Below are 26,849 nucleotides of genomic sequence, written 5' to 3' on the forward strand. Positions count from 1 at the left end.
ATGATAAACTAGTCCCCCATAGCATAATCTAGAATAGGGTCGAAGTGGTAGTGACAAACCAAAACATTACCCCATTGCAAAAATACGAGGCGGATTTAGCAAGTGGTGGTTTTACGCCGGATGCGGCACAACGCCGCGCTGTAGAAGCATTACAAAGGTTATACGACGACCTATTAAGGTTTCGCCAGCAGCAGCAAGGCGGCTTGCTGAATCGCATCAAAACATGGTTCGGAAGTACTCCAAAGGCCCCTCAAGGTATTTATTTTTGGGGCGGAGTAGGGCGTGGCAAGACTTATTTAGTCGATACTTTTTACGAAACGCTGCCATTCGAGCAAAAATTACGCGTGCACTTTCATCGCTTTATGCATCGCGTACACAAAGAGTTAAAAGAACTCAAAGGCAAAAGCGATCCGCTGCCCATTATTGCTGACAAACTTGCCAGTGAGGCGCAAATCGTCTGCTTCGATGAGTTTTTCGTGCAAGATATTACCGATGCCATGATCCTTGGCACGCTGATGCAAGAGTTGTTCAAACGCAATGTGGTCTTGGTGGCGACGTCGAATATCGTGCCCGACGATCTGTACAAGAATGGCTTGCAGCGCGCGCGTTTTTTACCTGCTATTGAGCTGATTAAGCAGCATTGTGAAGTGATCAATGTCGATAGTGGTATCGACTATCGCTTACGCACACTCACTAAAGCGGAAATCTATCACTCACCGCTCGATGCCGAGGCAGATAAGAACTTACAGCGCTACTTCACTGAATTGGCTCCGGACCACTGCAGCCGCAACACCGATGGTACCATTCGCATCAATGGTCGTGATATTCCCGTACGCTTAGAATGTGACGACGTTGTGTTGTTTGACTTTGAGGCGATTTGCGGTGGCCCGCGTTCGCAAAACGACTACATCGAGCTGGCCCAACTGTATCACGCTGTACTCATCAGCAATGTGCCGCAGCTTGGGGGCAACTCTGACGATGCTGCGCGCCGATTCTTGGCCTTAGTCGATGAATTTTATGAGCGCCGCGTAAAGCTGATTCTTTCAGCCGCAGTACCGCTTGAGCAAATTTACACGGACGGCAAGCTGAAGTTCGAGTACCAGCGCTGTATTTCGCGCTTACAAGAAATGCAAAGCCAAGAATACCTAGCGCAAGAGCACAAACCCTAAATCCAAGAGCGCTGTTGGCTATTGGCTGTTCGCTGTTGGTTTAATCAAACAGCAAATAGCAAACAGCGAACAACGCCGTTGATCTTTTGATCGGTTTTCCCTATAATCCGCGCAGCCCACGTTACAGGTACAACTAACCAGTGTGTGGTGAAGCCACAACGGTTGTTGTGGTTCGCGGGGAAGCCCGGAACTACTGTCGTGAACCTTTAATAAAGAGTAAGTTTCAATGAGTACATTTGTTGCAAAACCAGAAACTGTACAACGTGACTGGTATGTTATTGACGCCGAAGGTAAAACTTTAGGTCGCTTAGCGACTGAAGTCGCTCGCCGTTTACGCGGTAAGCATAAGCCTGAGTACACGCCTCACGTCGACACTGGTGATTACATCATCATCGTTAACGCTGAGAAAGTGGCGGTTACTGGCCGTAAGGCACAGAACAAGATCTACTATTCACACTCTGGGTATCCAGGTGGTATCAAGGAAATCAGCTTCGAGAAGTTGATCGCCAAGAAACCAGAAATGGTCATTCAGAAAGCGGTGAAGGGTATGTTACCTCGTGGTCCACTGGGTCGTGCCATGTTCCGTAAACTGAAAGTATATGCAGGCACCGAGCACAATCATGTTGCTCAACAGCCTAAACAACTTGAAATTTAAGACGGAGCACTAAGAAAATGGCAGAGAATCAATACTACGGTACTGGTCGTCGCAAAAGCTCAACTGCACGCGTTTTCTTGCGTCCAGGCAGCGGCAACATCAGCATCAATAACCGCACCCTAGAAGAATACTTCGGTCGTGAAACTGCGCAAATGGTTGTTCGTCAGCCACTTGAGTTAGTTGACATGGTTGAGAAGTTCGATTTGTACATCACCGTTAAAGGTGGTGGTTCAAGTGGTCAAGCTGGCGCGGTGCGTCACGGTATCACTCGTGCACTTATGCAATACGACGAAGCCCTTCGTGGTGACTTGCGTCGCGCTGGTTACGTTACTCGTGACGCGCGTCAAGTTGAACGTAAGAAAGTCGGCTTGCACAAAGCTCGTAAGCGTCCACAGTTCTCAAAACGTTAATCGTTTACGAAACTGTACGTTTCAGCACAAACAAAACCCGGCCAATGTGCCGGGTTTTTTGTCTTTGTCCTTGTAAAAATCAGGGTATTTCTTTATCATCTGAAAGCATTTTTTTGCCGATTGTCTGTGCGATGTGAGCACAGGCAGTTCTAACGCAGCAGCTAATTACTGACTCCGCGGCAACGTCTCGCGGAGCGTCCAAACTGGAGAGTAAGTGGATGAGCAATGCGCCTGTAGATAAAGGCCGCCGTCGTTTTCTGACTGTCGCAACCTCAGTGGTTGGCGCAGCGGGCGCGGTGGGTGTTGCTGTTCCTTTCATTGCGTCATGGAACCCGAGTGCGAAAGCGAAAAACGCGGGTGCCCCAGTGGAAGTGAACATCGGAAAAGCCGAACCGGGTCAATTGATTCGTGTTGAGTGGCGAGGACAGCCTGTTTGGGTGGTACGTCGTACCCCTGAAATGCTAGCAAGCCTCGAGGGTCTTGCGGATCAACTTCGTGATCCGAACTCTGAACAACCTCAGCAACCTGAGTATGCATCTAACTTGTACCGCTCGCGCAAAGAAGAATACTTTGTCGCAGTGGGTATTTGTACGCACTTAGGCTGTTCACCGCAGTATCTTGAAGATTCATTTGGTGAGCAAGTTGAAGGCGTGAGTGCCGGGTTCTTCTGTCCGTGTCACGGTTCACGTTTTGACATCGCCGGTCGTGTATTCTCGGGTGTACCTGCACCTTACAACCTAGTGGTGCCACCGCATTACTACGTTGACGACAACACCATTTTGGTGGGTGAAGACGGGGAGCAAGCCTAATGAAGAAATTAATCGCCTGGTTTGACGAACGCATTCCGATGACCAAGACGTGGAATATCCACCTTGCACAATATCCAGCTCCGAAAAACTTTAACTTCTGGTATCTGTTTGGCGTTCTAGCCATGTTGGTACTGGTGAACCAAATCCTTACCGGTATCTGGTTGACGATGAACTACGTGCCGTCGGCAGAAGGCGCATTCGCCTCTGTTGAGTACATCATGCGTGATGTCGATTACGGTTGGTTGCTGCGCTACATGCACTCGACGGGTGCCTCGGCCTTCTTTGTGGTGGTCTATTTGCACATGCTACGCGGCATGATGTATGGCTCGTACCAGAAGCCGCGCGAGTTGCTGTGGGTGTTCGGCATGCTCATCTTCCTAGTGCTGATGGCTGAAGCCTTCATGGGTTACTTGTTGCCTTGGGGACAAATGTCCTACTGGGGTGCGCAGGTTATCATCTCCTTGTTCGGTGCGATTCCGATCATTGGTGATGATTTGACGCTGTGGATTCGTGGTGATTACGTTATCTCTGGCGCGACCTTGAACCGTTTCTTCGCCTTGCATGTCATCGCGTTGCCATTGGTATTGGTCATTTTGGTGTTCTTACACATTATCGCCTTGCATGAAGTGGGTTCGAACAACCCAGAAGGTATCGCGATTAAGAAACCGAAGGGCTCTGTACCTGATTCAGAAAAGCCGAAGTTCGAATTCCATGAGCGCTTCACCAAGAAGTACGATATCGTCGATGCGATTCCGTTCTTCCCGTATTACGTGGTGAAAGATCTTATTGGTATCGGTATCTTCCTGTTCCTGTTCTGTTACGTGATCTTCTTTGCTCCGGCAATGGGCGGCTTGTTCCTTGAGCCACCAAACTTTGAACCAGCAAATCCGCTGAAGACGCCTAACCACATTGCACCTGTTTGGTATTTCACACCGTTCTACGCAATTTTGCGTGCGGTTCCAGACAAATTGTTGGGTGTCATTTTGATGTTCGGCTCGATTGCGGCGCTATTTGTGTTGCCATGGTTGGATCGCGGTAAAGTGCGCTCGATTCGCTATCGTTGCGGCCTGCATAAGCTGAATTTGACGGTGTTCTGTATCAGCTTTGTGGCGCTTGGCTACTTGGGTCTGAAACCAGCAACTGAGGTCTACACCTTCTTTGCGCGTGTGTTCACATTCTTGTACTTCGCTTTCTTCATTTTGCTGTTCTTCTACAGTAAAAATGAGAACACGAAGCCAGTTCCAGAGAGGATTACTAAGTGATGAAACAGTTTCTTAAAACGACTCTACTGGTAGCCGCTACGCTATGGTCAGTTGCAGGTTTTGCAGCTGACCCTACGGTACCGCTTGATGAAGCTAAAATCGACTTGCATGACAAAGCGTCATTGCAACGCGGTGCGCAGTTGTTTATGAACTACTGCTTAGGTTGTCACTCAATGGAATATCAGCGCTATCAGCGCACCTTCAATGATATCGGTATTCCTGAAGAGCTCGGCACGGCAAACTTACAGTTTACCGGCGAGAAAGTGGGCGACTTGATCACCAACGCCATGCCGACTGAATCAGCGAATGCTTGGTTCGGTACAGCTGCACCAGACCTCACTCTGGTTGCGCGAGTGCGTGGGGCCGATTGGCTTTACACCTATTTCCGTTCGTTCTATGTCGATGAATCACGCCCATTTGGCGTGAACAACGCCGTATTCCCGAACGTTGGTATGCCGCACGTACTGCAAGAATTGCAAGGCGTGCCGCGTAAAACCACCGAAAAGCGTATGGTTGATGGCGAGATGCAAGACGTTTACGTGGGTATCAAAGCCGATGGCAGCGGTATGCTTACGGAAGCTGAATACGACCAAGCGATGTTGGATTTGACCAACTTCTTGGTTTACACCGGTGAACCTATGCTGCTTGAACAGCGTCGGATGGGCTGGTATGTATTCGGTTTCTTATTAGTCTTCACAATTTTTGCGTGGTTGTTGAAACGCGAATTTTTCAGAGACGTGAAGTAATGATGGAGAAAGACATGTCGGTTGCGGCAAACAAACGGTCAGTGATGACCCTCTATTCGGGCCGAAATGACTTACGCAGTCATCAGGTACGAATTGTGTTAGCAGAAAAAGGCGTGAGCGTAGAAATCACCTACGTTGACGGCGACAACAAGCCAGAAGACTTGTTGCAATTAAATCCGTACGCGGATGCATTGCCAACGCTGGTGGATCGCGAACTGGTTCTGTATAACGCTCATATCATCATGGAATATCTTGATGAACGTTTCCCGCATCCGCCATTGATGCCGGTTTACCCGGTAGCTCGTGGTACCAGCCGTTTGATGATGTATCGTATTGAGCGCGATTGGTATGCGCTAGCGGAAGCAATCGCAAAAGGTGGCAAAGGTGTTGAAGCGGCACGTCAAGAATTGCGTGAGGGCATCTTAGCGCTAGCGCCAATTTTTGCTGATACTCCGTTCTTCATGAGCGAAGAATTCACCTTAGTTGATTGCTATCTGGCGCCATTATTGTGGCGTCTACCGAGTTATGGAATTCAGCTTGAAGGGGCAGCAGCGAAAGCTGTCAAGGCTTACATGCTGCGCGTTTTCGAACGTGATTCATTCCAAGAATCACTCACTGATATCGAGCGAGAGCTGGGTAAGTGAGTGATATGAGTGCGATGTCAGCACGCCGCCCGTATATGTTGCGGGCGGTGTATGACTGGCTCGTCGATAACCAGCTAACACCTCACCTGGTGGTTGACGCCACGCAGCCGCATTGCCAAGTGCCTTTCGAGTTCGTCAAAGACGGTCAAATTGTGCTCAATATTGCACCCTCTGCGGTAGGTAATTTGCAACTATTGAATGACAGTGTGCAGTTTAATGCACGGTTTTCAGGTAAGCCACATCGCGTCTATGTGCCAATCGCAGCCGTAGTTGCTTTGTATGCGCGCGAAAACGGCGCGGGAACTATCTTCGAAGACGAGCCGCAGTTACATGAACCGCAGCCTGAACCACCAGCCGATGCGTCTGCTGACAAGCCAGCGAAAAAGCGCCCCAACCTCAAGGTCATCAAATAACCAAACCCGTTACTCGTTAATCGTTATTGGTTAGGGGTGCGCTAAGTCATATCCCTCTCACGAATAACGAATAACGAATAACGAATAACGGTTTATTCGAAGGCGTCGATGACGCGGGTGACGCCATTGGTATTACGCGAAATCTCAATTGCCCTCTGCGCCATCGTACGATCGATAAGTCCCATCAAAAAAACCTCACCGTTTTCCGTGACAACTTTGATTTTATTCGCATCCACTTCTTCATCAGTGACCATTTTGGCTTTGATCTTACTGGTGAGCCAACTGTCTTTGCTGATGCGTGACAAAGGAATCACCTCTTGCACGCGCAGTTCATTGTGCACACGTTGCACGCCGTTTTCATCGCGTGCGATGCGGGCGGCAAATTCAGCTAGCCCGGCGTTCGGAACTTGTCCAAGCAGCAAGACTGAACGGTTGAACGAAACGACCTGGATGCGACTTTCGCTAAGGCGTTCTTCACCTTTAAGTGCTGCTATCACCCGAATCTCAATCGCTTGATCATCAACTTGTGTGCCTATGGTGCGCGAGTCGGTAGCTGACGAAATACCGACTGCGGTCGCGCCAACGAGAGCAGCGGTGCAACCCGAAAGACTCAAAACGGCGGTGAGTGCCAGTGCAGGAAATGCAAGTGAACTGCGCATTAGTAACTCTCCTCCTGTGGAAAAATCTGTTGCTCAGCAAGGCTGCAGAGCATATTAACGAGTTGCAGCAAATGTTCGGTAACACGCGCTGAATTACGCGATGGAATGCGAATTTCAACATCATCTGGACCGAGTAAACCGGCGACATCCTGATCGCCATCGTTGGTCAGGGCGATGATTAGCATGTCGCGGCTCAATGCGGCTTCCATCGCACGGCTGACGCGTGGAGCACGATTGCCAGCACTCAAAACAACCAAGACATCGTTGGGTTGCCCAACGGCAAGAATTTGCTGCGAGAAGATTGCTTCGTGCTCGTTCGCCCCGTAATCTGCATGGAGCGCATGCACCGGGAACGGCGGGCGTTCAAATTGCAAACCTGTCAGCATAATATGGGCAAAATGGCGGGCGCTGGCATGGGCCATACTTTCGCCACAACAATAAATTTTTTGGCCGCGTAATAATGAGTCAACTAGTAGCTCCGCTGCTGCCATGACAGGCTCTTGCAGCAAATCTGCACTGGCGATTTGAGTTTGAATACACTCAGTAAAGATGGCTTTGACCGGCTCTTGCATAAGTCCTCGTTAAAATGCATCAGGCAACCAATAGAGCTGCTCGGGCTGTTGGCAAATGGCGATTACATCGAAACGCATGGGCGTTACATGTTCGTCAAGTCGGCGCGATAGTAAATAAAATTGCGCACTACGTCTAACACGTAGACACTGATCGGGTGTGATTTGTTCGACCACGGTGGCAAAGTCTTCGTTTCTGCGAGTTTTGACTTCTACAAACACCCAAGTGGCACCATCACGCATAATGATATCGATTTCGCCCAATTCGCAGCGAAAATTCTGCTCGACTAGTTTTAACCCGCGCGCCTCTAAGTAAACTAGGGCAGCAGCTTCACCTTCATTGCCCAAATCATGTGCCAGCATCCTTGCGGCTCCTATTCATGGTTAAGCGGTTATTCAGCGACCACTTTATGTCCGTCGTATTGTGCCCAGTCTAATTCGCGTTGCAGCGCTGTAGGGCTACCGTAAAGCTCTCCAGTTAAGCCAGCAAGCCGAAAACCCGGCAGCGCCGCAAGTACGTGGCGATGACGACTTAACAGGATGGCATCATGACCAAAGGCGGCAAGTCGCGCCAATGAATAACCCCAGCTCTTGCGTAGCGCCAAGAGATCATTCAACTCGTTAGAACGAGGGTGGCCGGGGACTAACCATGGTGCTTCGGTAAAATGCACTTCGTTCAAATCATTTTCGCTCAGTTGGTCACGCAAGATATGGCTAGCGGACGTGGCGTATACTGGGATGCGCTGATTGAACGGTGAAATATTGACATCAATGAAGGGTTTTAGCAGTCGAGTCTGCTCAATATTGCCGGGCAAAAAGATAACATCGAAATCTTCCCGGCTACGTGGCTCGGCATCGACAAGAATTTTGCCGGCGGCGATTTTGACCTGCCAAATGCGTGCATCACTGGCACTGACTCCCAACTTCTCTTGCACGATAGTTTTCATGTCTTCTGGAGTGCGGTAATAACCACTTTCGATAGTTGCCTCTGGTTGCAAAGCTCGAAAGGCCTCAGTGAAGTTATTGACCGCGCTACGACCACTATTACTATCTGCCGCTAGCACCAGTGGCTTTTGATAGCCTCGTTCAACTAAGGTGTGGGCAATTTGCGCAATTTCCCATTCCGGCTCTAACGCAAACCACATGGTTGGTGAGGTACCTAATTCACTGGCATTATTGAGGGCAAACCAAGGGGTTGCGGTCTGCTCGAGCGCCGCACCATCGACTTTGCTGACATTATCTTTCAGCAATGGACCGATAACGATATCGGCTTGCGTGCGTTGCACTTCTTCGCTGAGCGTGATGAAGTCGAAGTTTGCCGTATCACGGACCACGATTTGCAATTGTGGTAACTCGCCCAGCGCCAAAATCATGCCATCCAGCACCGCTTGCCCTTGCTCAGCAAATTGTCCTGAAAGAGGCAGCAGGACTAACGCAACTTGGCTCGTCAAAGGCTGTAGATTCTGCTGCAAAACTTGAGCGACCGCTTGTGCAGGATGTGAACGATAACGTAACTGCCAGCCCTGAATTGCCGACACATCCTCATTTTTCGCTTGTTCATGTGCGGCTTGTAACAACGCTAACCAGCCGCGGGCTAAGTCACCTGTGGCGGTAAGTTGTTGCGGTTGATGCGCGTCGCGTAGGACCGACCAAACAACGTCACTGGATTCGGCTTCAGCGGCGGCTGCGAGATAATCTAATTGATACTGAGCTGCTTGTTGCGGTTGGCGCATTTGCACGGCAAGATCTCGCGCCAGACGCAAGGTTGCCGGTGCTACGTCGGCAGAAGCTAATAGTGGGGCTAATGACTGTTCGGCGGCTTGCCACTGCTTTTGACTGGCAAACCACTGCGCTTCAGCAAATCGGATCTGTCGTTGTTGGCTCTCGCTCAATCGGTGCGTAAACCGTCGCAATTCACTCAGGAGCAAAGCACTGGTTTGCCATTCACCCTGCTCCTGCTTTGTGGCTAAGGCCTCGATTAGGATACTTAGCTGCCGTGTTTGCGATGATTCGGCTGCTACTTCCGCTAAGATTTCAGCCAAATCCTGCGCATCGGTGTTGACCTCTGGCACTGTGACCGTGTCGATGTCCGATGCAACGCGATCGTCTGATGCTGAGGGTTGCGTGCGATCTGAGCTTGCACAGGCTGTTAGGGTACAAACCAGTATGCAGAGGAATAATTTCTTTGGCACAATAGACAAACTCACCAGTGGCTGCTCACATTATCCAGAAATGTAGTCATACTATAAACCTAGCCACCCAGCGAAACAACGTAACGGGGCAAATCTTACAAGGGGTTAACATGACGCAACCACAGCCCGGCATACTCTACATCGTCCCAACGCCGATTGGTAATCTGGGCGATTTGTCGCCGCGTGCACAGCAAGTGCTACAACAAGTGGCGGCAATTGCCGCGGAAGATACCCGCCATAGTCGGCAGCTTTTGCAGCAATTTGCGATTGATAACGAAGTGTTCGCGTTGCATGAGCATAACGAACGTGAGCGCGCCGCGCGAGTGATTGAGCGGCTGCAACGGGGTGAGGACTTAGCGCTGATTAGCGATGCCGGCACGCCACTGATCAGCGATCCTGGTTATGTCTTGGTGCAGCAAGCGCGGCAGGCTGGAATAAAGGTTGTGGCGTTGCCCGGCCCCTGTGCAATTACCACCGCACTTTCCGGTGCCGGTTTAGCCACCGACCGCTTTACTTTTGAAGGCTTTTTGCCGGCCAAGCCCCAACAACGGCGCAAGACGCTCGAAGCCCTGCTGACCGAACCGCGCACTATGGTGTTTTATGAATCGCCGCATCGGATAGTGCATGCCCTCGAAGATTTGCAGAGCGTTTTTGGGGCGGAGCGGGAAATGGTGATGGCGCGTGAACTGAGCAAACAGTTTGAGACCTTCTTGCACGGCAGTATCGCAGAAGTTCGTGCACAGGTTTTGGCCGATAGCAACCAACAACGCGGTGAGATGGTACTCATCATAGGCGGTGCTGCGGTGCAGCAAGATACCGATGAAGTCAACGCACAGGCGCTACGCACGGTGCAGCTGCTGCGTCAACACCTACCGCTAAAGAAAGCCGCCGCTTGTGCCGCTGAAATTCATGGTGTGCGCAAAAACCAGCTGTATCAACTGGCGCTCGACGCCGATAACACGTAGAATGCGCCGCTGAGTTGGCCAGACAATCGCTGCCTATGCTTGCATAGGGGGAGGAAAGTCCGGGCTCCACAGGGCAGGGTGCCAGATAACGTCTGGGCGGCGCAAGCCGACGACTAGTGCAACAGAGAGCAAACCGCCGATGGCCTGCGCAAGCAGGATCAGGTAAGGGTGAAAGGGTGCGGTAAGAGCGCACCGCGCGGCTGGTAACAGTTCGTGGCACGGTAAACTCCACCCGGAGCAAGGTCAAATAGGGGTTCATTGGCGCGGCCCGCGTTGAACCCGGGTAGACTGCTTGAACGCTAGAGTGATTTAGCGGCTAGACGAATGATTGTCCACGACAGAACCCGGCTTATCGGCCAGCTCACCTTATTCCTTATTAGCAGGTGTCGCGCTCAGGCGCACCTGCTCGTTATGTAAATGCGCAAACTTCATAAAGGCGTCCAAGCGCATACTGCGCCCGTAAAAAAAGCCTTGTTGGAAATGACAGCCTTTGTCGCGCAAGAACTCAACTTGCGAACGTTCTTCCACACCTTCGGCAATCACCTGCATATTCAACGTAAAGGCAATTCTTAGCAGCACTTCGACCAAAGCTGTTTGGGTCGGGTTCACCGGCACATTGGCGAGGAAGCCGCGATCGATCTTGATTACATCAATCGGGTAGGAACGCAAATAATTCAGGCTCGAGTAGCCAGTACCAAAGTCGTCTATTGCAAGGTGTACGCCGGCACTACGTAATTTTTTGAGGTTGTCGAGTTGCCGTTCTTTGTTGCGCATCAACATCGACTCAGTAATTTCCAGCATCAGACAATCAGCAGGCATGCCGGCTTGCTCAAGTGCAGCAAGCCAATTGTCCGCGGCATCTTTGTCGTTAAACTCCCGTGGCGAGCGGTTCACCGCAATGGTCAAAGCGAGGCCGTTATCTCGCATTTTTTGCCAGTCTTTGATGACTTGCTGTAACACGTACTCACCGAGCCAAATAATAGCTCCAGTTTTTTCTGCAATCGGGATGAACTCAGCAGGTGAAATCGCGCCCCGTGTCGGGTGGTCCCAGCGAATGAGAGCCTCACAGCGGCTTAACAAGCCAGACTGCGTATCAATCACTGGTTGATACTCGACATGAAACTGTTGGGTATCCAATGCGGTTATCATTTGGTGATGCAAAGCAATGTGCTGCTCAGTGGCTTGGCGTAGATGTTCGTCAAAAAATGACACACTCATAGAGCCCGTCGACTTGGCCGCGTACAAGGCCAATTCTGCACACTTGATGAGCGCTTGCGCCTCAGTTGCATCACGCGGGAACAAGGCAATTCCCATACTCGCAGTGATATTAATCTGATTGTGTGCTATTTCAGTGGTGTTCATGATTTCCGATAAACAGCGTCGCGCCATTGCTTCAACTTCGACACTATCTATCGACTGCTGACTGATGATAGCAAACTCGTCGCCGCCAATACGCCCCAAGATATCCTCTGGTGGCAGCATTGCTGCTAGACGCTCAACCACTTTTTTCAGCAACGCATCACCAATTTCGTGGCCTAAGGCATCGTTGATATCGCGCAAATGATCAAGATCAAGCAATAAAATCGCAAAGCCGTTATTGTTTATTTCTGCATTTTCAATGCATTGCAACAGTTTGTGATTAAAAAATTGCCGATTCGGCAAGTCCGTGAGTGGGTCAAAGCGCGATTGGTAACTGATCGTATAAAAAGCACGGCGTAAGCGACTTTGTGTCACGATCAAAATACTAAACGCCGTGACGATAAGGGCAATAACACCGCCACCGACGAACCACAGCCAAGTGAAGTCACGATCCGCCGGTAGCCATTGACCATCGCGCGGTGCAAGGGTGATTTGCCAAGTATCTCCCGGCACGTTAATGGGCATCGAAATATAATCGTCCGTCAGCAATTGTTGTTTGCCGGAAATGAGAGTGGTTTGCTTTGAATCTGCTGACTGGCGTGTCAACACAACTTGATATTCTGGGTAACGATGCAGTCCTATTTTGTCAAACATTGCTTGATGATCTATCACCAGCGAGACAATGCCCCATAATTTGTCTTGCTCATCAAAAATCGGCAGTCGCGCAATTAAAGCAACGCCACCTTGCACCAAATTGACGGGTCCGGCGAGCATAATGTCTTGGCTGGCAATCGCTAACAGCACCTCGTGGTATTGCCCTGTTACGGTACGATAATCTAAGCCTAAGGCGTCAACATTCTTTTCTTCGGGGTAAACATAAGAAACAACGAGATCCGGTGCCAAGGCGAGGTGACTGATATCGAGTTCAAGATCCATAAACTCGTCTATCATGCGCTGCAAGCGTTCGCGATCTGGTGTGTCCTGCCATAGAATTTCTGGTTTCAAGGCACGTAGAACTAGCACATTGGCTTGGATGCGTTGTTCGATACTGGCGCGAATCGCGCTCATTTGTTCGTAGGCGCGGCGTTTTTCACCTTCAATGATTTGATTACGCTGATTATCGACAATAGCGTACAGGGCATATATCAAACCAAGAGCAATCAATAAGAGACCGACAAAGTCTCGTACCAACCGAAATTTCGCTTGGCGCGGCGTTACTAAACTGTCAGAGAAGATTAACTTACTGATTAATTTACGCAATGTTCGGGCTTTTTTAATAATTATGATTCGCAACTCCATCATCTAGTACAAAACCACCTGCGTCAAGATGTGTCGCACACCGCAAACTACCGTTTTTTTCCTTGACAGTGGGAAAGATCGGCACCTAGACTGTCACATTGTGGGGATTTGTGGGTAATAGTGGATCAAAAACTATGTTTCGTGGAGCAGCAGCACTTAGTCTTGATGACAAAGGCCGACTTGCGATACCAACCAAGTATCGGAAGAGCCTGTTGCTTGATTGCGATGGTCAAATGGTATGTACCATCGATATCAAGCAGCCGTGCCTATTGCTGTATCCCTTGCCAGAATGGCAAATCATCGAGCAAAAACTTACCACCTTATCAAGCATGAACCCCGCGGAGCGTCGTCTCCAGCGTTTGCTCTTGGGTCATGCCGAAGACTGCCAAATGGACAAAAACGGCCGTATCTTGATTGCGCCAACGCTGCGTCAACACGCAGATTTGGACAAGAAAATCATGATCATCGGTCAGTTGAACAAGTTCGAACTTTGGTCAGAAGCGGCATGGCATGAGCAAATCGCTACCGATATGGCAGCGGAGCAACAAGACGACTTGGCACTCAGTGATCGACTACAAGACTTCTCATTATAATGAATCAAGCGCCGCAACATGTATCGGTGCTGTTACAGGAGTCCATTGAGGCTCTTGCCATCAGACCGAACGGAATTTATCTCGATGCTACCTTTGGTAGAGGTGGGCATTCGCGTGCGATTCTGGCGCAACTCAATGACCAAGGCCGACTTATTGCTCTGGATCGCGACCCCACCGCGATCGCAGCCGCAGAGGCGTTGGCAGATGACCCGCGTTTTACCATAGTCCACACCCCATTTTCACGCCTCGAAGAGGTGCTAGACGCGCAGCAACTGCGTGGTGCCATTGACGGTATCCTATTTGATCTCGGTGTCTCATCCCCACAACTAGATGACGCTGAACGTGGCTTTAGCTTTATGCGCGAAGGGCCGTTGGATATGCGCATGGATACCAGCCGCGGCATGACCGCGGCAGACTTTGTTAATACCGCAAGCGCCGATGATATTGCTTTTGTCTTGCGCGAATACGGTGAGGAGCGCTTCGCCTGGCGCATTGCCCAAGCAATCTTGAAACAGCGTGAAGTACAGCCGCTCAGCACCACCAAAGAGTTGGCGACACTGATTGATCAAGCGGTGCCGTTCAAAGATAAACACAAACATCCAGCAACCCGCAGTTTCCAAGCGATTCGCATCCATGTAAATGGTGAGCTGGAGGAAATCGAGCAAGCATTGCAAGCTGCTGTAGCTGGCTTAAAAGCTGGTGGTCGGTTGGCGGTGATTAGCTTCCATAGTCTTGAAGACCGCTTGGTGAAACGCTTTATGCGCGCTCAAAGCAAGGGCAAAGACATTCCTGCAGGATTGCCGCTGCGCGATGATCAAATCGACCGTGGGCAGACCTTGAAGCTGATTGGCAAGGCGCATAAACCTAGTGCTGAAGAAACCAAGTTGAATCCGCGCGCGCGCAGCTCAGTGTTGCGCGTGGCAGAGAGGTTAGCCTATGACAACTAGTCGTGTGCCCAACCTCATCTCGGTGTTGTTCGCTGATCTGCGGCAGCAAAAGTTGCTGCTATTGCTACTGCTCGTCAGTTTAGCAACCGCCTTTAGCGTGATTTATATCGCCCACAGCAATCGTTTGTTAACTATTGAACGCGATACGTTGTTGTCAGAGCGCGACGAAATCGACATCGAATGGCGTCACTTGCAAATCGAACAGACGGCGCTCACCGAGCACAGTCGGGTCGAGCGCATTGCCAGTCAACGCTTGGACATGGTCCGTCCAGAAGGCGAACAGGAGGTGCTAGTGCCATGGCAATAACACCTCGTAAACGCGGCAACAAAAAAGTGGCCCAGCCGCACTTGGGCAATGGCCGCTTCTATTTCGCCTTGTTGGTGGTCGGCCTGGTGTTCGGCAGTCTGGTCGCGCGCGCAGCTTACATTCAGGTGATTGAACCTGAACAATTGATATATGAGGGGGACCGCCGCTCATTGCGTGCTGACCCAACCACGGTGCAGCGCGGCACCATCACTGATCGACATGGTCGTGAGCTGGCGGTGAGTGTGCCGGTACAAACCGTCTGGGCCGATCCGCAGCGGGTGCACGAGGGCAATGGTCTTGCCAACCGTGAGCGTTGGTTAGCGCTCGCTGAAGTCTTCCGTACTGACGCTGAAAGCTTGATGGCGCGGGTTGAAGATCCGAGTCGTCGGTTCGTCTATCTCGAGCGCAAGGTCACTCCAGCGGTCGCCGAATACGTGCGCCAGTTGGGCATTCCAGGTGTGTACTTGAAAACCGAATCACGGCGGTTTTACCCAGTGGGTGAAATCGCAGCTCATTTAGTTGGCTTCACTGACATCGATGGCAAGGGCATTGAAGGTCTTGAAGCTGCTTTTAACGAGGTTCTTACAGGGAAGCCGGGAGAGCGGCTATACCGCAAGGATGCACAAGGACGGGTTGTTGAAGAAGTGCGAGTCACCGCTGCTGAACAACCACAACAATTAACGCTCAGTATTGATCAACGTTTGCAATCTCTAGCCTATGCCGAGTTAAAAAAAGCCGTGCGCTATCATCAGGCAACCTCGGGCTCAGTAGTGATTGTTGACGTTGATACTGGCGAAGTGCTGGCGATGGTCAACAGCCCGTCCTTTAACCCAAATAATCGCGCTGATTTGCAACCACACCGGATGCGTAATCGGGCGATTACCGACGCCTACGAGCCGGGTTCAACCATGAAGCCATTGGTGGTGTTGGCCGGACTTGAAGCGGGCGTCATTGAAAAAGATACCGTTATCGATACCAGTCCAGGTTGGATGCGCCTGGGGGGGCGGCGCGTCAGCGATCCGATCAACCGCGGTGAGCAAAGCATTACCGAGATTTTACAGAACTCCAGCAACATGGGGTCGTCCAAGATTGCGCTCGCAACGGGCGTAGAGAAACTGCTGGCAACCTATGCCGCAGTCGGTCTTGGTAACGACACAGGAATTAGCATGGTGGGTGAGAGTTATGGCGTGTTGCAGCATCGCACACGTTGGTCAGATTTTGAAATAGCGACTTTATCATTTGGTTACGGCTTGACCGCGACCACTTTGCAGTTAGCTCAAGCGTACAGTGTGATTGCTAATGGCGGCGTGTATCGACCGCTGACCATCATACGGCGCGAAGAGGGACAATTGCCGCCGGGTGAACGCGTGGTGGACGCAGGCAATGCGGAAGCCGTGTTACTGATGCTCGAGCAAGTAGTCGCCGATGGCAGTGCCAAAAATGCACGGGTTCCAGGTTATCGCGTGGCGGGCAAAACCGGCACTGCCCGTAAAGCGATTGCCGGTGGCTACGGTGACGAATATGTAACCTTATTTGCCGGTGTTGCGCCGGTAAGTGACCCACGCATTGCGGTAGTGGTCACCATTAACGAACCGAGTGGCGACGATTATTACGGTAGCACCGTGTCGGCACCCATTTTTGCCGAAATCGTTGGTGATGCTTTACGCGCGATGAACGTTGCACCTGACCACTTGGAAGATACGCAGTTACGGGTTGCTGGGTTTGGAGGTGCAGAATGATGCAGCTCAGTCAGTTGTTACCGAATTATCCATTACCGTTGCCAAACGTCAGCGTCGGCGGCTTGAAATTGGATAGCCGCCAAGTTGCCGCTGGTGATGCGTTCGTGGCCGTGCCGGGCTATCAGGTCGATGGTCGCGACTTTATTGACGCTGCGATTGCTGCAGGCGCCAAAGTGGTGTTGTGCGAGTCAGATGGCGTTGGTATCGAACAGCGTGACCAAACCTATATTATTGAAGTGCCGCAGTTAAAGTCAGATTTATCCTTTATCGCCGCACGCTTTTTCGGTGAACCAGCGCGCCAGCTGCAAGTCATAGGCGTTACTGGCACCAATGGCAAAACGTCAGTGACCTACTTAGTTGCCCAGCTCTTGCAAGAGCTCGGCGTAAAAGCAGGTGTCATTGGCACCACCGGCAGCGGCTTCCCAGGTGCTCTATTACCTGAAAGTCATACGACGCCCGACCCGATTGCGGTACAGCAACGCTTGGCAATGCTCCGCGCAGAAGGCGCACAAGCGGTCGCGATGGAAGTATCATCGCATGCCTTGGTGCAGCGTCGTGCCGAGGCGATTCCCTTTGCCGTTGCGGTCGCTACCAACATCAGCCGCGATCACTTGGATTACCATGGCACCATGGCGAACTATGCCGGGGCGAAACGCCGCTTATTTACCGAATTAGACAGTCAAGCGGCGGTCCTCAATGTCGACGACGGCGCTTTAACCGCGTGGTTGCCAGATCGTCCAGACGCTTGGCGCTATAGCTTGCAGCCACAAGATCATGGCCGTTGTGTGTTTGCCCACGACGTCGTTTATACCGATAGTGGCACACAGTTTACTCTTAACGTTCCTAGCGCCGGTGGTCGTACTGAGTTTAGCGTGCAGTCACCGCTCCTCGGTACTTTTAATGTTTACAACTTACTTGCGGCTTTGGTTGCGGTTGCGCAATTAGGCCATGCTTGGGAAGCCATCGTTAAAGCGGTGCCGCACTTACATACGGTGCCAGGTCGGATGGAAGCCTTCAGTGCGGCAAACAAGCCGTTAGTGATTGTCGACTACGCTCACACACCAGATGCGTTACAACAGGTTTTGCAGGCCGTGCGTCGGCATTGTCATGGCGAACTTTGGTGCGTGTTTGGCTGTGGCGGTGATCGCGATCGAGGCAAACGCCCGCAAATGGGCAGCGTCGCAGCACAGTACGCCGACCGAGTGGTGGTGACTGACGACAATCCACGTACCGAAGACCCGCAACAGATTATCAGTGACATTCTGGCCGGTATTCCGCAAAGCAATCGTGTCATCACCCTGCCGGGCCGCAAGCAGGCCGTGGCGCAAACGATTACGCAAGCTGCCGCGCAGGATGTGGTGGTACTAGCTGGAAAAGGGCATGAAGATTATCAAGTGATAGGTCGCGAACGTGTCGCTTATGATGAGCGCGCGTGGGCGGCTGCTTGTTTAGCGACACAAGGCACTGCAAAGGCGGTGAGTGGAGGCGAGCATGATTAAAACAGACATGCAGTGGATTTGTCGTGCAGTAGATGGTCAGTTATTCGGCGCCAACATCAGCATTGATGCGGTGAGTACCGATACCCGCAACTTGCCAAAAGATTGCTTGTTTATTGCGCTCAAAGGGCACAATTTTGATGCGCATGAGTTTGTCGCTGACGCAATGCAGAAGGGCGCAAAGGCGTTGCTAGTTGAGCGTCGAGTAGAGCTTGCTGAGTATCCTGATGTACCGCAAATCGTCGTCAAGGACACGCGTTACGCATTGGGTCAGCTCGGTGCCGCAGTGAAAGCCAGCGTGCAGCCGAAGACCATTGCGATTACCGGAAGTAGCGGCAAAACCACAGTCAAAGAGATGATGGCCGCGATTATGTCGAGTCAAGGCAAGGTGCTTGCCACAGCCGGCAACTTTAACAACGACATCGGCGTACCACTTACCTTGCTGCGCCTTGAGCCACAGCACGATATTGCTATTGTCGAGCTCGGCGCTAATCACCAAGGTGAGATCGGTTACACCACGCGTTTAACCCAACCTGATGTTGCCATTATCAACAATGTTGCGCCGGCGCATGTCGAAGGCTTTGGCAGCGTACATGGCGTATTTCGTGCCAAATCAGAAATTTTTAAAGGCCTGAACGCTGATGGTTTAGCCCTGACGCCGTTGCGTTCAGAGTTTGCGCCCTGCTGGGCTAAGCAAATCACTCATTGTAAGCATCTGACCTTTGGTCAAGACGAAGACGCAGCAATTCGTGCTACCGACGTGACCGTCGACGAACAAGGCTGTGCTAGTTTTACCGCACATTTACCGGCGAGCCTAGCGGGCACTGAGCAAAGTGCAAAAATTAAGCTAAACCTGCCGGGTTTACACAACGTTGACAATGCTCTGGTAGCTATTGCAGCAACAGTTGCGATAGGTTGTCCGCTCGCTGATGCACAAGCTGCGTTAGCGGCTTTAACGCCAGTTCCCGGTCGCATGCATGTGCTGCCACTGAGTGCCCAAATCAAACTGATTGACGACAGCTATAACGCCAATGTTGGGTCGGTAAAAGCTGCGCTCGATATGCTCGCGGTTTATCCCGGCTTACGCATTATGGTGCTCGGCGATATGGGCGAGCTAGGTGAGCAGGCACGGCAATATCATGAAGAAATTGGCGCCTATGCGATTGCGGCTGGTATCGACAACTTATTTACTTTGGGTGTGTTGAGTCAAAGCGCGAGTGAAGTATTCAACGGCCGTGGCGGTAAGCACTTTAGTGACCTTGCAGCACTGGTCGAGGGCATATTAACGACGACTCAGCAGGCACAGCTACCGATCACGATTTTGGTGAAAGGCTCGCGTAGCGCACACATGGAACGCGTGATTGAAGCGCTGCAACAACGTGCCAACGAACTCCACCCAAGCTTGCACGAAGAAGGAAAGCAACCATGCTAGTTTGGCTAGCGGATTATTTAACCCAGTTTGCTACGGGCTTTAATGTCGTCTCGTACTTGACCATGCGCGCGATTCTCAGTGTGCTGACGGCGTTACTGATGGCACTCATTCTGGGTCCGCGGTTGATCCGCTATTTGCAGCGTCTACAGATTGGTCAGTCGGTTCGAGATGATGGCCCGCAAAGCCACTTAAGTAAGTCAGGCACCCCAACCATGGGTGGGGTGTTGATCATTGCCTCGATTGTGATTTCAACGGTGCTGTGGGCAGATTTGTCCAACCGCTATGTGCAAACTGTCCTTGGAGTCGTTATCGGATTTGGCCTCATCGGTTTTATCGACGACTATCGCAAAGTAGTCCAGAAAAACTCACGTGGCTTGCCGGCGAAGTGGAAGTACTTTTGGCAATCCGTGGTGGCAACTGGGGCGGCAGTATTCTTGTATGCCAATGCGACCGTTGGCGCCGAAACCCAGTTGCTTGTGCCATTTTTCAAAGATGTGATGCCACAACTGGGATTGTTTTATGTGGTTCTAGCTTATTTTGTCGTGGTCGGCACCAGTAACGCAGTGAATCTAACCGACGGTCTCGATGGTCTCGCTATTGTGCCAACCATTATGGTCGCTGGTGCGTTAGGCATTTTTGCATATGCCTCAGGCAACATGAACTTTGCCGAATACTTGAATATTCCTCACTTGCCGTTATCAGGCGAACTGCTGGTAGTGTGTACCGCCATTTGCGGAGCTGGTCTCGGCTTTTTGTGGTTTAACACCTATCCAGCTCAAGTATTCATGGGAGATGTCGGCTCACTTACGCTGGGCGCCACCTTGGGCATTATCGCTGTGATGGTGCGCCAAGAGTTGATTCTTTTCATCATGGGCGGTGTGTTCGTGATGGAAACCGTATCGGTGATGCTCCAAGTTGGCTCCTACAAACTGCGCGGTAAACGCGTGTTTCGTATGGCGCCGATTCATCATCATTATGAACTTAAGGGTTGGCCAGAGCCGCGCGTCATCGTGCGTTTTTGGATTTTGTCGGTGGTCTTTGTGTTGATCGGCTTGGCCACCTTAAAACTACGTTAACAACGGGATGCAGACGCAGCAATGAGCTATTTAGCAGCACTCGACAATTATGACAGCATTGGCGTGGTTGGTCTCGGCCAGTCAGGGCTGTCGTGTGTGCGCTTTTTGCTGCAACAAGGGTTGCGTCCAGTCGTTTTTGATACGCGTGAGCAGCCACCAGCGCCGGCGTTACAACTGGTGCAAGAAGCTGGCTTGAAGTTATTCACAGGGGTGCTCGATATTGCTGAAGTGTTGGCCTGTGACCTATTGGTAGTGAGTCCAGGTTTAGACCTGCGCAATCCGGCGTTACAGATGGCTGCAGATGCTGATATCCCACTGGTAGGTGATGCAGATATTTTTGCCCAGTACGCACAGGCGCCAGTGCTGGGTATTACCGGCTCGAATGGCAAATCAACGGTCACTAAGCTGACGGCTGAGTTACTCAGTGCTGCCGGCAAAAAGGTTGCCATGGGTGGTAATATCGGTATTCCGATGCTCGACGTGCTGGCTGCCGATGTCGACGTCTATGTACTCGAGCTGTCAAGTTTTCAGCTCGACACGATGCATGACTTACGGTTACACGCAGCGGCCTTATTGAATATTAGCGATGATCATCTGGATCGCTACGCAAGTCGTGCGCACTACGTGCAATCCAAGCATCGGATCTACAACAACGCTAGCACCGGTATCTGGAATCGTGATCAGCGCTTAACCGCACCCGACCATTTAGCGTTTGAGCAACAACTTAGCTTTGGTAGTGATAGTGCGGAACTCGAAGTGCCAGGCTTATTTGGCCTAGAGTTTGACGATAGTGAAGCCACTTTGTACTACCGCGATCAAGCGCTATTGCGGGCTTCTGAGTTAAAGCTCAGTGGCGTGCACAACTTATTGAATATCCAAGCGGCACTGGCTTTAGTGCAGACCCTTGGTATTGAACCGCAGACCGTACTTGACGCCGTGCGTAACTTCACTGGTTTACCGCACCGTTGCGAATTGGTGGCTGAAGCCGCTGGTGTGCGTTGGGTGAATGATTCCAAGGCGACTAACATTGGAGCAGCAGAAGCGGCTATTCAAGGACTCCGCCCATTAGTGCAGGGCAAGTTGATTTTGATCGCTGGTGGCGACGGAAAAGGCGCTGATTTTAGTGTGTTCCGTACCGCCTTGAAACAAGTCGATGAATTGATTGTACTTGGCCGCGATGCCGAGCGCGTAGCGCAACATTATGCCGGTACAGCCATTCGCGTTAGCGATATGAGCCAAGCGGTTGCGGCAGCGGCACAACAGGCCATCGAACACAGCACGGTATTGTTGGCACCGGCCTGCGCCAGTCTCGATATGTACAAAAACTATGAACAACGCGGCGAAATGTTTAAAGCGGCGGTGCTTGCACAGGTTGCGGAGGTGACGCATGGCTGAAACAGCGCGCACTGAACAGCAACTTGAATTAGGCATTCAGCAAGGTGCAATCGAGCCAAGTTTATGGCAGCGGTTGCAAGAGTGGTGGCTCCCTGAAGAGAGCGTACTCTACGACCGCGCGCTGTTATGGCTAGCGCTAGGGTTGATGGCATTCGGCTTTATCATGGTGAGTTCGGCGTCGTTTCCGATTGCTGAGCGTCTGACCGGCAATCCATTCCATTTCGTTATTCGCCACAGCCTTTATGTTGCCTTGGGCTTGGGACTACTAGCTATTACCGTACAGATTCCTTCGGACTGGTGGTTCAAAGGCAGTGCTGGCTTGCTCCTTACAGCATTAGCCTCATTGATTGTGGTGTTGGTAGTCGGTCATGAAGTGAACGGTGCGCGCCGCTGGATCAAAATCGGACCTATGACGCTGCAGGTCGCCGAACTCGCGAAATTCTTTTTCGTGATTTATCTGAGTAGTTATTTGGCGCGGCGCATTGACTTGGTGCAAGAGAATTTGCGCGAATTTATTAAGCCACTGGTGGTGCTGTTCTTTTTTGCGGTATTGCTGCTGATGCAGCCAGACTTCGGTTCACTAGCAGTGATGATCGCCATCGTGGTCGGCATGTTGTTTTTAGCTGGCGCGCGCTTGTGGCAGTTCTTTGCGATCTCGATTGTGCTAGCACTGGGCGTTACTTTACTGATCATCAAAGAACCCTATCGGATGAAGCGCGTCACCTCGTTTCTAGATCCTTGGGAAGACCCCTTTGGCAGCGGCTATCAGTTGACCCAGTCGCTCATGGCATTTGGCCGCGGTGATTGGCTGGGGCAAGGACTTGGCAACAGTATTCAAAAATTGCAGTACCTGCCAGAAGCGCACACCGACTTTATTATGGCGGTGGTCGGCGAAGAGCTTGGCTTTCTCGGTTTAGTGGGCGTTTTAGTGGCGGTGTTTGCCATGGTCATTCGGGCATTATTAATTGGCCGTCGCGGCTTACGTCTCGATGAGCGCTTTGGCGCCTTCGTCGCCTATGGCATCGGCATTTGGTTTGCCTTCCAAGCGCTGGTCAATATCGGCGCGGCAGCAGGCATGCTGCCGACCAAGGGCCTAACTTTGCCGTTTGTATCCTACGGTGGCACCAGCTTGCTAGTCAGCTGTATTGCGCTGGGATTGTTATTGCGCATCGATTACGAGCAGCGCAAGAGAACCGTGAAAGCAGCGCCACGTTCGGGTATCAGACGGCGGAGGAATAGCGTATGAGTCACATCGTCATCGCTGCCGCCGGAACCGGCGGTCACGTGTTTCCGGCACTGGCAGTCGCTGAGCAATTGCGCGCCAAAGGCCACAACATCACTTGGTTAGGCACCACTGAGCAGCGCTTAGAAGCGCGCGTGGTACCGGCCGCTGGTTTTGCGCTAGAGCAAATTAGCATGCAAGGGCTGCGCGGCCATGGCTTGCTGCGCAAATTAGCAATGCCATTGCGCATGCTTAAAGCCATTGGTCAATGTCGTAAAATTTATCGCCGCAACAACACCCAGTTGGTCGTGAGTTTTGGTGGCTATGTTTGCGGTCCCGCGGGATTAACGGCGAAAGCTGCAGGGATCCCGTTGTTGGTGCATGAACAAAACGCCGTGGCGGGCATGACCAATAAAATGCTGGCGCGCTTTGCCAGCCATGTGATGGTCGGCTTTGCTGCGGCACAACAGCAGTTACCTGGTGCCGAAGTGACAGGAAATCCGTTGCGCGCCGAGTGGGCCGCGGCAAGTGCGCCAGCTGCGAGTGACAAACTGCGAGTATTGGTGGTCGGCGGTAGCCTCGGCGCCCAAGCGTTGAATCAAGCAGTACCGGCTGCGCTTCACCAGTTAGACCAAGCTGAGCGGCTGCAAGTCGTGCATCAGTGCGGTAAAGGGCGTGTCGCTGAAGTCGAAACGGCCTATGCGGCAAGCGGTATTGCTGCGGTGACCGTGCTGGAGTTTATCGATGCTATGCATGCTGCCTATGCCGAAGCTGATGTTGTGATTTGTCGCGCTGGCGCCCTAACGGTAAGTGAGTTAGCCGTTGTCGGTACCCCAGCGATTTTTGTGCCATTGCCACATGCTGTCGATGATCATCAGACTGCCAATGCACAGGAGCTCGAGCGAGTTGGGGCTGGCGTGGTGTTACCCCAACCGCAATTAGAACAAATTGAGCCATTGGTGGCGCTGTTGCGTGACTGGTTGGCACATCCCGAAAAATTAAGTGAGATGCGGCGGAATGCGCAAGCAGCGGCGCGTCCACAAGCAACGCAAGTAGTAGTGGAGCGATGTGAGCAATGGTTATGAGTAGCAACGCAATGAAAACGCCTTTCACCGTGGTGAGCGTGCCGGAAATGCGGCGCGTGAAGCGTATTCATTTTGTTGGCATCGGTGGTGCCGGCATGGGCGGTATTGCCGAAGTGTTGCTGAACCAAGGCTACAGCATCAGCGGCTCGGACATGGCGGAGAATGCCAATACCGAGCGGTTACGTAATCTAGGTGCGTGTATTGCGATTGGTCATGCGACAGAAAATGTCGCACAGGCAGACGTAGTGGTAGTGAGTTCGGCAATTCGCGCCGACAATGTCGAATTGCAAGCCGCCAAGGCAGCGGGTATTCCGCAAGTGCGACGCGCCGAGATGTTGGCTGAACTGATGCGCTTCCGTCATGGTATCGCGGTGGCCGGTACCCACGGCAAAACCACGACTACCAGTTTAATCGCTAGCATTTTCGCCGAGGCTGAGCTGGATCCGACGTTCGTTATCGGTGGCTTGCTTAATAGCGCTGGCAGCAACGCACGCTTGGGCAGTAGTAAGTACCTGATTGCCGAAGCTGATGAATCCGACGCTTCGTTCTTGCATCTGCAACCGATGGTGGCGGTGGTTACCAACATCGAAGCGGATCACATGGATACCTACGGCGGTGACTTTAACCGCTTGCTCGACACCTATCTCGAGTTTTTGCACAACCTCCCGTTTTACGGCCTAGCAGTAATGTGTATTGATGACCCAGTGATTCGCGAGTTACGCGCGCGCATTGGTCGTCACATCACCACTTACGGTTTTAATAATGATGCTGATGTACGCGGCAGCGATTATCGCCAGCAGGGTGGTCAGAGCCACTTCACGGTGTTACGCGATGGTCGGCAACCGCTTGAGGTGACCTTGAATCTGCCAGGGCATCACAACGCACTGAATGCCTTGGCGGCGATTGCGGTCGCTACCGATGAGGGCATTGACGATGCCGCTATCCAGCGAGCTTTAGTACAGTTTGGCGGTATCGGTCGACGGTTCCAGAATTTGGGTCACTTCGCCTGCGCCCGTGAGGGTAAAGCAGGCGAGGTGATGTTGATTGATGATTATGGTCATCACCCGACCGAGGTCGCGGCAACCATTGCTGCGGCGCGTGCCGGTTGGCCCGAGCATCGCTTAGTGATGGCATTCCAGCCGCATCGCTACTCGCGGACACGCGACCTATACGACGATTTTGTCTCGGTGCTATCGGAAGTTGATGTGCTCCTGTTGCTAGATGTCTACAGTGCTGGCGAAGCACCAGTGCAAGGCGCAGACAGCCGTTCGTTAGCAAAATCGTTGCGCTTGCGCGGCAAAGTTGAACCGATTTATGTCGGTGACCGCGGCGAATTGATGAAGGTACTTGCGGACTTACTGCAACCGCAGGATATCGTGCTCGCACAAGGTGCCGGCAACATTGGTGCCATTGCCAAAGATCTCGCAGCGACCGCACTGCAACCTGAGGCGTTGAGAGCCGCAGGTGCTGCATTCAAGGAGGCGCAGGCATGAGTGAATTTGGCAAAGTAGCAGTATTGATGGGCGGTGATTCGGCCGAGCGCGAAGTGAGTCTGCGTTCCGGTCACGCCGTGACCAAAGCGTTGCGCGAAGCCGGCGTTGATGCACATCCGTTTGACCCAGCGCATAACCCGCTCGCCGAGCTAAAAGAACAAGGTTTTCAGCGAGCTTTTAATGTTTTGCACGGGCGTGGCGGCGAAGACGGCACCATTCAAGGCGCGCTGCATTATTTGGGGATTCCGTACACCGGCAGTGGGGTATTGGCCTGTGCTTTGGCAATGGACAAAGTGAAAACCAAACAAATTTGGCAAGCGGCTGGGTTGCCAGTGGCGACCAGTCGCGTGATCCGCAAGGGTCAAGCTTACGATGCTAAGCACCTGTTAGAAGAACTCGGCGGCAAAGTAATGGTGAAGCCAGCGCAAGAAGGTTCAAGCATTGGCATGAGCTCGGCGGCAGATGCTGCGGGCTTAAATAAGGCGATTGCCTTGGCACATGAATTTGACGCCGAAGCTTTGGTCGAGAGTTGGTTGGCGGGACCGGAATATACGGTGGCCATTTTGGGTGACCAAGCATTGCCAGCGATTCGTTTGCAAACCACCCATGAATTTTACGATTACGATGCCAAGTACCAAGCCAATGACACGCAATATCATTGTCCTGCGGGCTTGTCAGATCTGGAAGAAATGGCCCTGCGTCAACTTGCAGAAGAAGCGTTTGCTTGTTTAAGCGGCAAAGGCTGGGGACGCATAGATGTGATGTGCGACAAATTTGGCAATTTTCGTTTGCTCGAAGCAAACATGGTGCCAGGCATGACCGAAAAAAGTTTAGTACCCATGGCAGCCAAGGCGGCTGGTATGAGTTTTGCCGAGTTAGTGGTTGAGATTTTACGTCGTTGTGAGAGCTGATG

General features: G+C 51.9%; 26 protein-coding genes and 1 other RNA gene. 22 read left to right on the forward strand and 5 right to left on the reverse strand.

The features are described 5' to 3' along the window. Positions 1-65 precede the first annotated feature (65 nt). The 8 genes from zapE (at position 66) to IDAT_RS04910 (ending at position 6,108) form a co-directional block, all read left to right on the forward strand. Positions 66-1,169, forward strand: coding sequence for a cell division protein ZapE (gene zapE, locus IDAT_RS04875; protein ID WP_034731797.1), 1,104 nt, complete (start codon positions 66-68; stop codon positions 1,167-1,169). A 226-nt stretch (positions 1,170-1,395) separates the two neighbouring features. Beyond that, on the forward strand, positions 1,396-1,824 hold the full coding sequence (rplM, locus tag IDAT_RS04880) for a 50S ribosomal protein L13 (RefSeq protein WP_034731300.1): 429 nt from the start codon (positions 1,396-1,398) through the stop codon (positions 1,822-1,824). A 17-nt stretch (positions 1,825-1,841) separates the two neighbouring features. Then, complete coding sequence (rpsI, locus tag IDAT_RS04885) at positions 1,842-2,234, forward strand: 30S ribosomal protein S9 (protein ID WP_034731302.1); 393 nt, start codon at positions 1,842-1,844, stop codon at positions 2,232-2,234. Between the two features lie 218 nt (positions 2,235-2,452). Continuing rightward, positions 2,453-3,043, forward strand: coding sequence for a ubiquinol-cytochrome c reductase iron-sulfur subunit (gene petA, locus IDAT_RS04890; protein WP_034731303.1), 591 nt, complete (start codon positions 2,453-2,455; stop codon positions 3,041-3,043). Continuing rightward, the gene (locus IDAT_RS04895; RefSeq protein WP_034731305.1) at positions 3,043-4,305 is read left to right on the forward strand and encodes a cytochrome b; all 1,263 of its coding nucleotides are present in this window, start codon (positions 3,043-3,045) and stop codon (positions 4,303-4,305) included. The genes petA and IDAT_RS04895 overlap by 1 nt, the downstream gene beginning before the upstream one ends. Continuing rightward, the gene (locus IDAT_RS04900) at positions 4,305-5,051 is read left to right on the forward strand and encodes a cytochrome c1 (RefSeq protein ID WP_034731308.1); all 747 of its coding nucleotides are present in this window, start codon (positions 4,305-4,307) and stop codon (positions 5,049-5,051) included. The genes IDAT_RS04895 and IDAT_RS04900 overlap by 1 nt, the downstream gene beginning before the upstream one ends. 14 nt (positions 5,052-5,065) lie before the next feature. Beyond that, the gene (sspA, locus tag IDAT_RS04905) at positions 5,066-5,695 is read left to right on the forward strand and encodes a stringent starvation protein SspA (RefSeq protein ID WP_034731804.1); all 630 of its coding nucleotides are present in this window, start codon (positions 5,066-5,068) and stop codon (positions 5,693-5,695) included. A gap of 5 nt (positions 5,696-5,700) precedes the next feature. Next, a complete protein-coding gene (locus tag IDAT_RS04910; protein ID WP_034731807.1) occupies positions 5,701-6,108 on the forward strand; it encodes a ClpXP protease specificity-enhancing factor in 408 nt (135 codons plus the stop codon). Positions 6,109-6,200: 92 nt separating this feature from the next. Here IDAT_RS04910 and dolP read toward each other — a convergent pair whose 3' ends face one another. The 4 genes from dolP to IDAT_RS04930 are packed head-to-tail and all read right to left on the reverse strand — an operon-like array spanning position 6,201 to position 9,543. After that, positions 6,201-6,767 (reverse strand): division/outer membrane stress-associated lipid-binding lipoprotein, encoded by a 567-nt coding sequence (gene dolP, locus IDAT_RS04915; RefSeq protein ID WP_034731310.1) that lies wholly within the window; start codon positions 6,765-6,767, stop codon positions 6,201-6,203. After that, positions 6,767-7,339 carry an SIS domain-containing protein gene (locus tag IDAT_RS04920; protein ID WP_034731312.1) on the reverse strand — a complete coding sequence of 191 codons (573 nt, stop codon included), beginning with the start codon at positions 7,337-7,339 and terminating at the stop codon, positions 6,767-6,769. Before IDAT_RS04920 ends, dolP begins: the two co-directional genes overlap by 1 nt. Positions 7,340-7,348: 9 nt before the next feature. Continuing rightward, positions 7,349-7,699 carry a YraN family protein gene (locus tag IDAT_RS04925; RefSeq protein WP_034731315.1) on the reverse strand — a complete coding sequence of 117 codons (351 nt, stop codon included), beginning with the start codon at positions 7,697-7,699 and terminating at the stop codon, positions 7,349-7,351. Positions 7,700-7,728: 29 nt separating this feature from the next. Then, positions 7,729-9,543 carry a penicillin-binding protein activator gene (locus IDAT_RS04930; protein WP_034731318.1) on the reverse strand — a complete coding sequence of 605 codons (1,815 nt, stop codon included), beginning with the start codon at positions 9,541-9,543 and terminating at the stop codon, positions 7,729-7,731. Between the two features lie 95 nt (positions 9,544-9,638). Between IDAT_RS04930 and rsmI the strand changes: the two genes are divergently transcribed. Both rsmI and rnpB read left to right on the forward strand, forming a co-directional pair. Beyond that, on the forward strand, positions 9,639-10,493 hold the full coding sequence (rsmI, locus tag IDAT_RS04935; protein WP_034731321.1) for a 16S rRNA (cytidine(1402)-2'-O)-methyltransferase: 855 nt from the start codon (positions 9,639-9,641) through the stop codon (positions 10,491-10,493). A gap of 10 nt (positions 10,494-10,503) precedes the next feature. After that, an RNA gene (gene rnpB / locus IDAT_RS12995) (RNase P RNA component class A) lies at positions 10,504-10,861 on the forward strand. Here the strand turns inward: rnpB and IDAT_RS04940 are convergent. After that, the gene (locus IDAT_RS04940; RefSeq protein ID WP_162178388.1) at positions 10,860-13,112 is read right to left on the reverse strand and encodes a putative bifunctional diguanylate cyclase/phosphodiesterase; all 2,253 of its coding nucleotides are present in this window, start codon (positions 13,110-13,112) and stop codon (positions 10,860-10,862) included. The genes rnpB and IDAT_RS04940 overlap by 2 nt on opposite strands. 173 nt (positions 13,113-13,285) lie before the next feature. Here IDAT_RS04940 and mraZ point away from each other — a divergent pair, with 173 nt between their 5' ends. Genes mraZ through IDAT_RS05000 form a run of 12 tightly spaced genes read left to right on the forward strand, consistent with a single transcriptional unit; the run spans position 13,286 to position 26,847 of the window. Next, positions 13,286-13,744 carry a division/cell wall cluster transcriptional repressor MraZ gene (mraZ, locus tag IDAT_RS04945; protein WP_034731323.1) on the forward strand — a complete coding sequence of 153 codons (459 nt, stop codon included), beginning with the start codon at positions 13,286-13,288 and terminating at the stop codon, positions 13,742-13,744. Then, complete coding sequence (gene rsmH / locus IDAT_RS04950; protein ID WP_211250585.1) at positions 13,741-14,691, forward strand: 16S rRNA (cytosine(1402)-N(4))-methyltransferase RsmH; 951 nt, start codon at positions 13,741-13,743, stop codon at positions 14,689-14,691. Before mraZ ends, rsmH begins: the two co-directional genes overlap by 4 nt. After that, positions 14,681-14,998: a cell division protein FtsL gene (gene ftsL / locus IDAT_RS04955; RefSeq protein ID WP_034731329.1), complete on the forward strand. Its 318-nt coding sequence runs from the start codon at positions 14,681-14,683 to the stop codon at positions 14,996-14,998. The genes rsmH and ftsL overlap by 11 nt, the downstream gene beginning before the upstream one ends. Continuing rightward, positions 14,989-16,737 carry a peptidoglycan D,D-transpeptidase FtsI family protein gene (locus tag IDAT_RS04960; RefSeq protein ID WP_034731332.1) on the forward strand — a complete coding sequence of 583 codons (1,749 nt, stop codon included), beginning with the start codon at positions 14,989-14,991 and terminating at the stop codon, positions 16,735-16,737. The genes ftsL and IDAT_RS04960 overlap by 10 nt, the downstream gene beginning before the upstream one ends. After that, a complete protein-coding gene (gene murE, locus IDAT_RS04965) occupies positions 16,734-18,236 on the forward strand; it encodes a UDP-N-acetylmuramoyl-L-alanyl-D-glutamate--2,6-diaminopimelate ligase (protein ID WP_244441603.1) in 1,503 nt (500 codons plus the stop codon). The genes IDAT_RS04960 and murE overlap by 4 nt, the downstream gene beginning before the upstream one ends. Continuing rightward, positions 18,229-19,665: a UDP-N-acetylmuramoyl-tripeptide--D-alanyl-D-alanine ligase gene (locus IDAT_RS04970; RefSeq protein ID WP_034731334.1), complete on the forward strand. Its 1,437-nt coding sequence runs from the start codon at positions 18,229-18,231 to the stop codon at positions 19,663-19,665. The genes murE and IDAT_RS04970 overlap by 8 nt, the downstream gene beginning before the upstream one ends. Beyond that, complete coding sequence (gene mraY, locus IDAT_RS04975; RefSeq protein WP_034731337.1) at positions 19,659-20,741, forward strand: phospho-N-acetylmuramoyl-pentapeptide-transferase; 1,083 nt, start codon at positions 19,659-19,661, stop codon at positions 20,739-20,741. Before IDAT_RS04970 ends, mraY begins: the two co-directional genes overlap by 7 nt. Positions 20,742-20,762: 21 nt before the next feature. After that, complete coding sequence (gene murD / locus IDAT_RS04980) at positions 20,763-22,136, forward strand: UDP-N-acetylmuramoyl-L-alanine--D-glutamate ligase (RefSeq protein WP_034731338.1); 1,374 nt, start codon at positions 20,763-20,765, stop codon at positions 22,134-22,136. Further along, on the forward strand, positions 22,129-23,382 hold the full coding sequence (ftsW, locus tag IDAT_RS04985) for a cell division protein FtsW (RefSeq protein ID WP_034731340.1): 1,254 nt from the start codon (positions 22,129-22,131) through the stop codon (positions 23,380-23,382). The genes murD and ftsW overlap by 8 nt, the downstream gene beginning before the upstream one ends. After that, positions 23,379-24,443, forward strand: coding sequence for an undecaprenyldiphospho-muramoylpentapeptide beta-N-acetylglucosaminyltransferase (gene murG, locus IDAT_RS04990; protein WP_034731342.1), 1,065 nt, complete (start codon positions 23,379-23,381; stop codon positions 24,441-24,443). The genes ftsW and murG overlap by 4 nt, the downstream gene beginning before the upstream one ends. 11 nt (positions 24,444-24,454) lie before the next feature. Continuing rightward, complete coding sequence (gene murC / locus IDAT_RS04995) at positions 24,455-25,936, forward strand: UDP-N-acetylmuramate--L-alanine ligase (protein WP_034731814.1); 1,482 nt, start codon at positions 24,455-24,457, stop codon at positions 25,934-25,936. Beyond that, entirely contained in the window at positions 25,933-26,847 is a 915-nt protein-coding gene (locus tag IDAT_RS05000) for a D-alanine--D-alanine ligase (protein ID WP_034731344.1), read from the forward strand. Before murC ends, IDAT_RS05000 begins: the two co-directional genes overlap by 4 nt. Positions 26,848-26,849: the final 2 nt, after the last annotated feature.

Origin of the sequence: Pseudidiomarina atlantica (assembly GCF_000753735.1) — a bacterium.
GTDB lineage: Bacteria > Pseudomonadota > Gammaproteobacteria > Enterobacterales > Alteromonadaceae > Pseudidiomarina > Pseudidiomarina atlantica.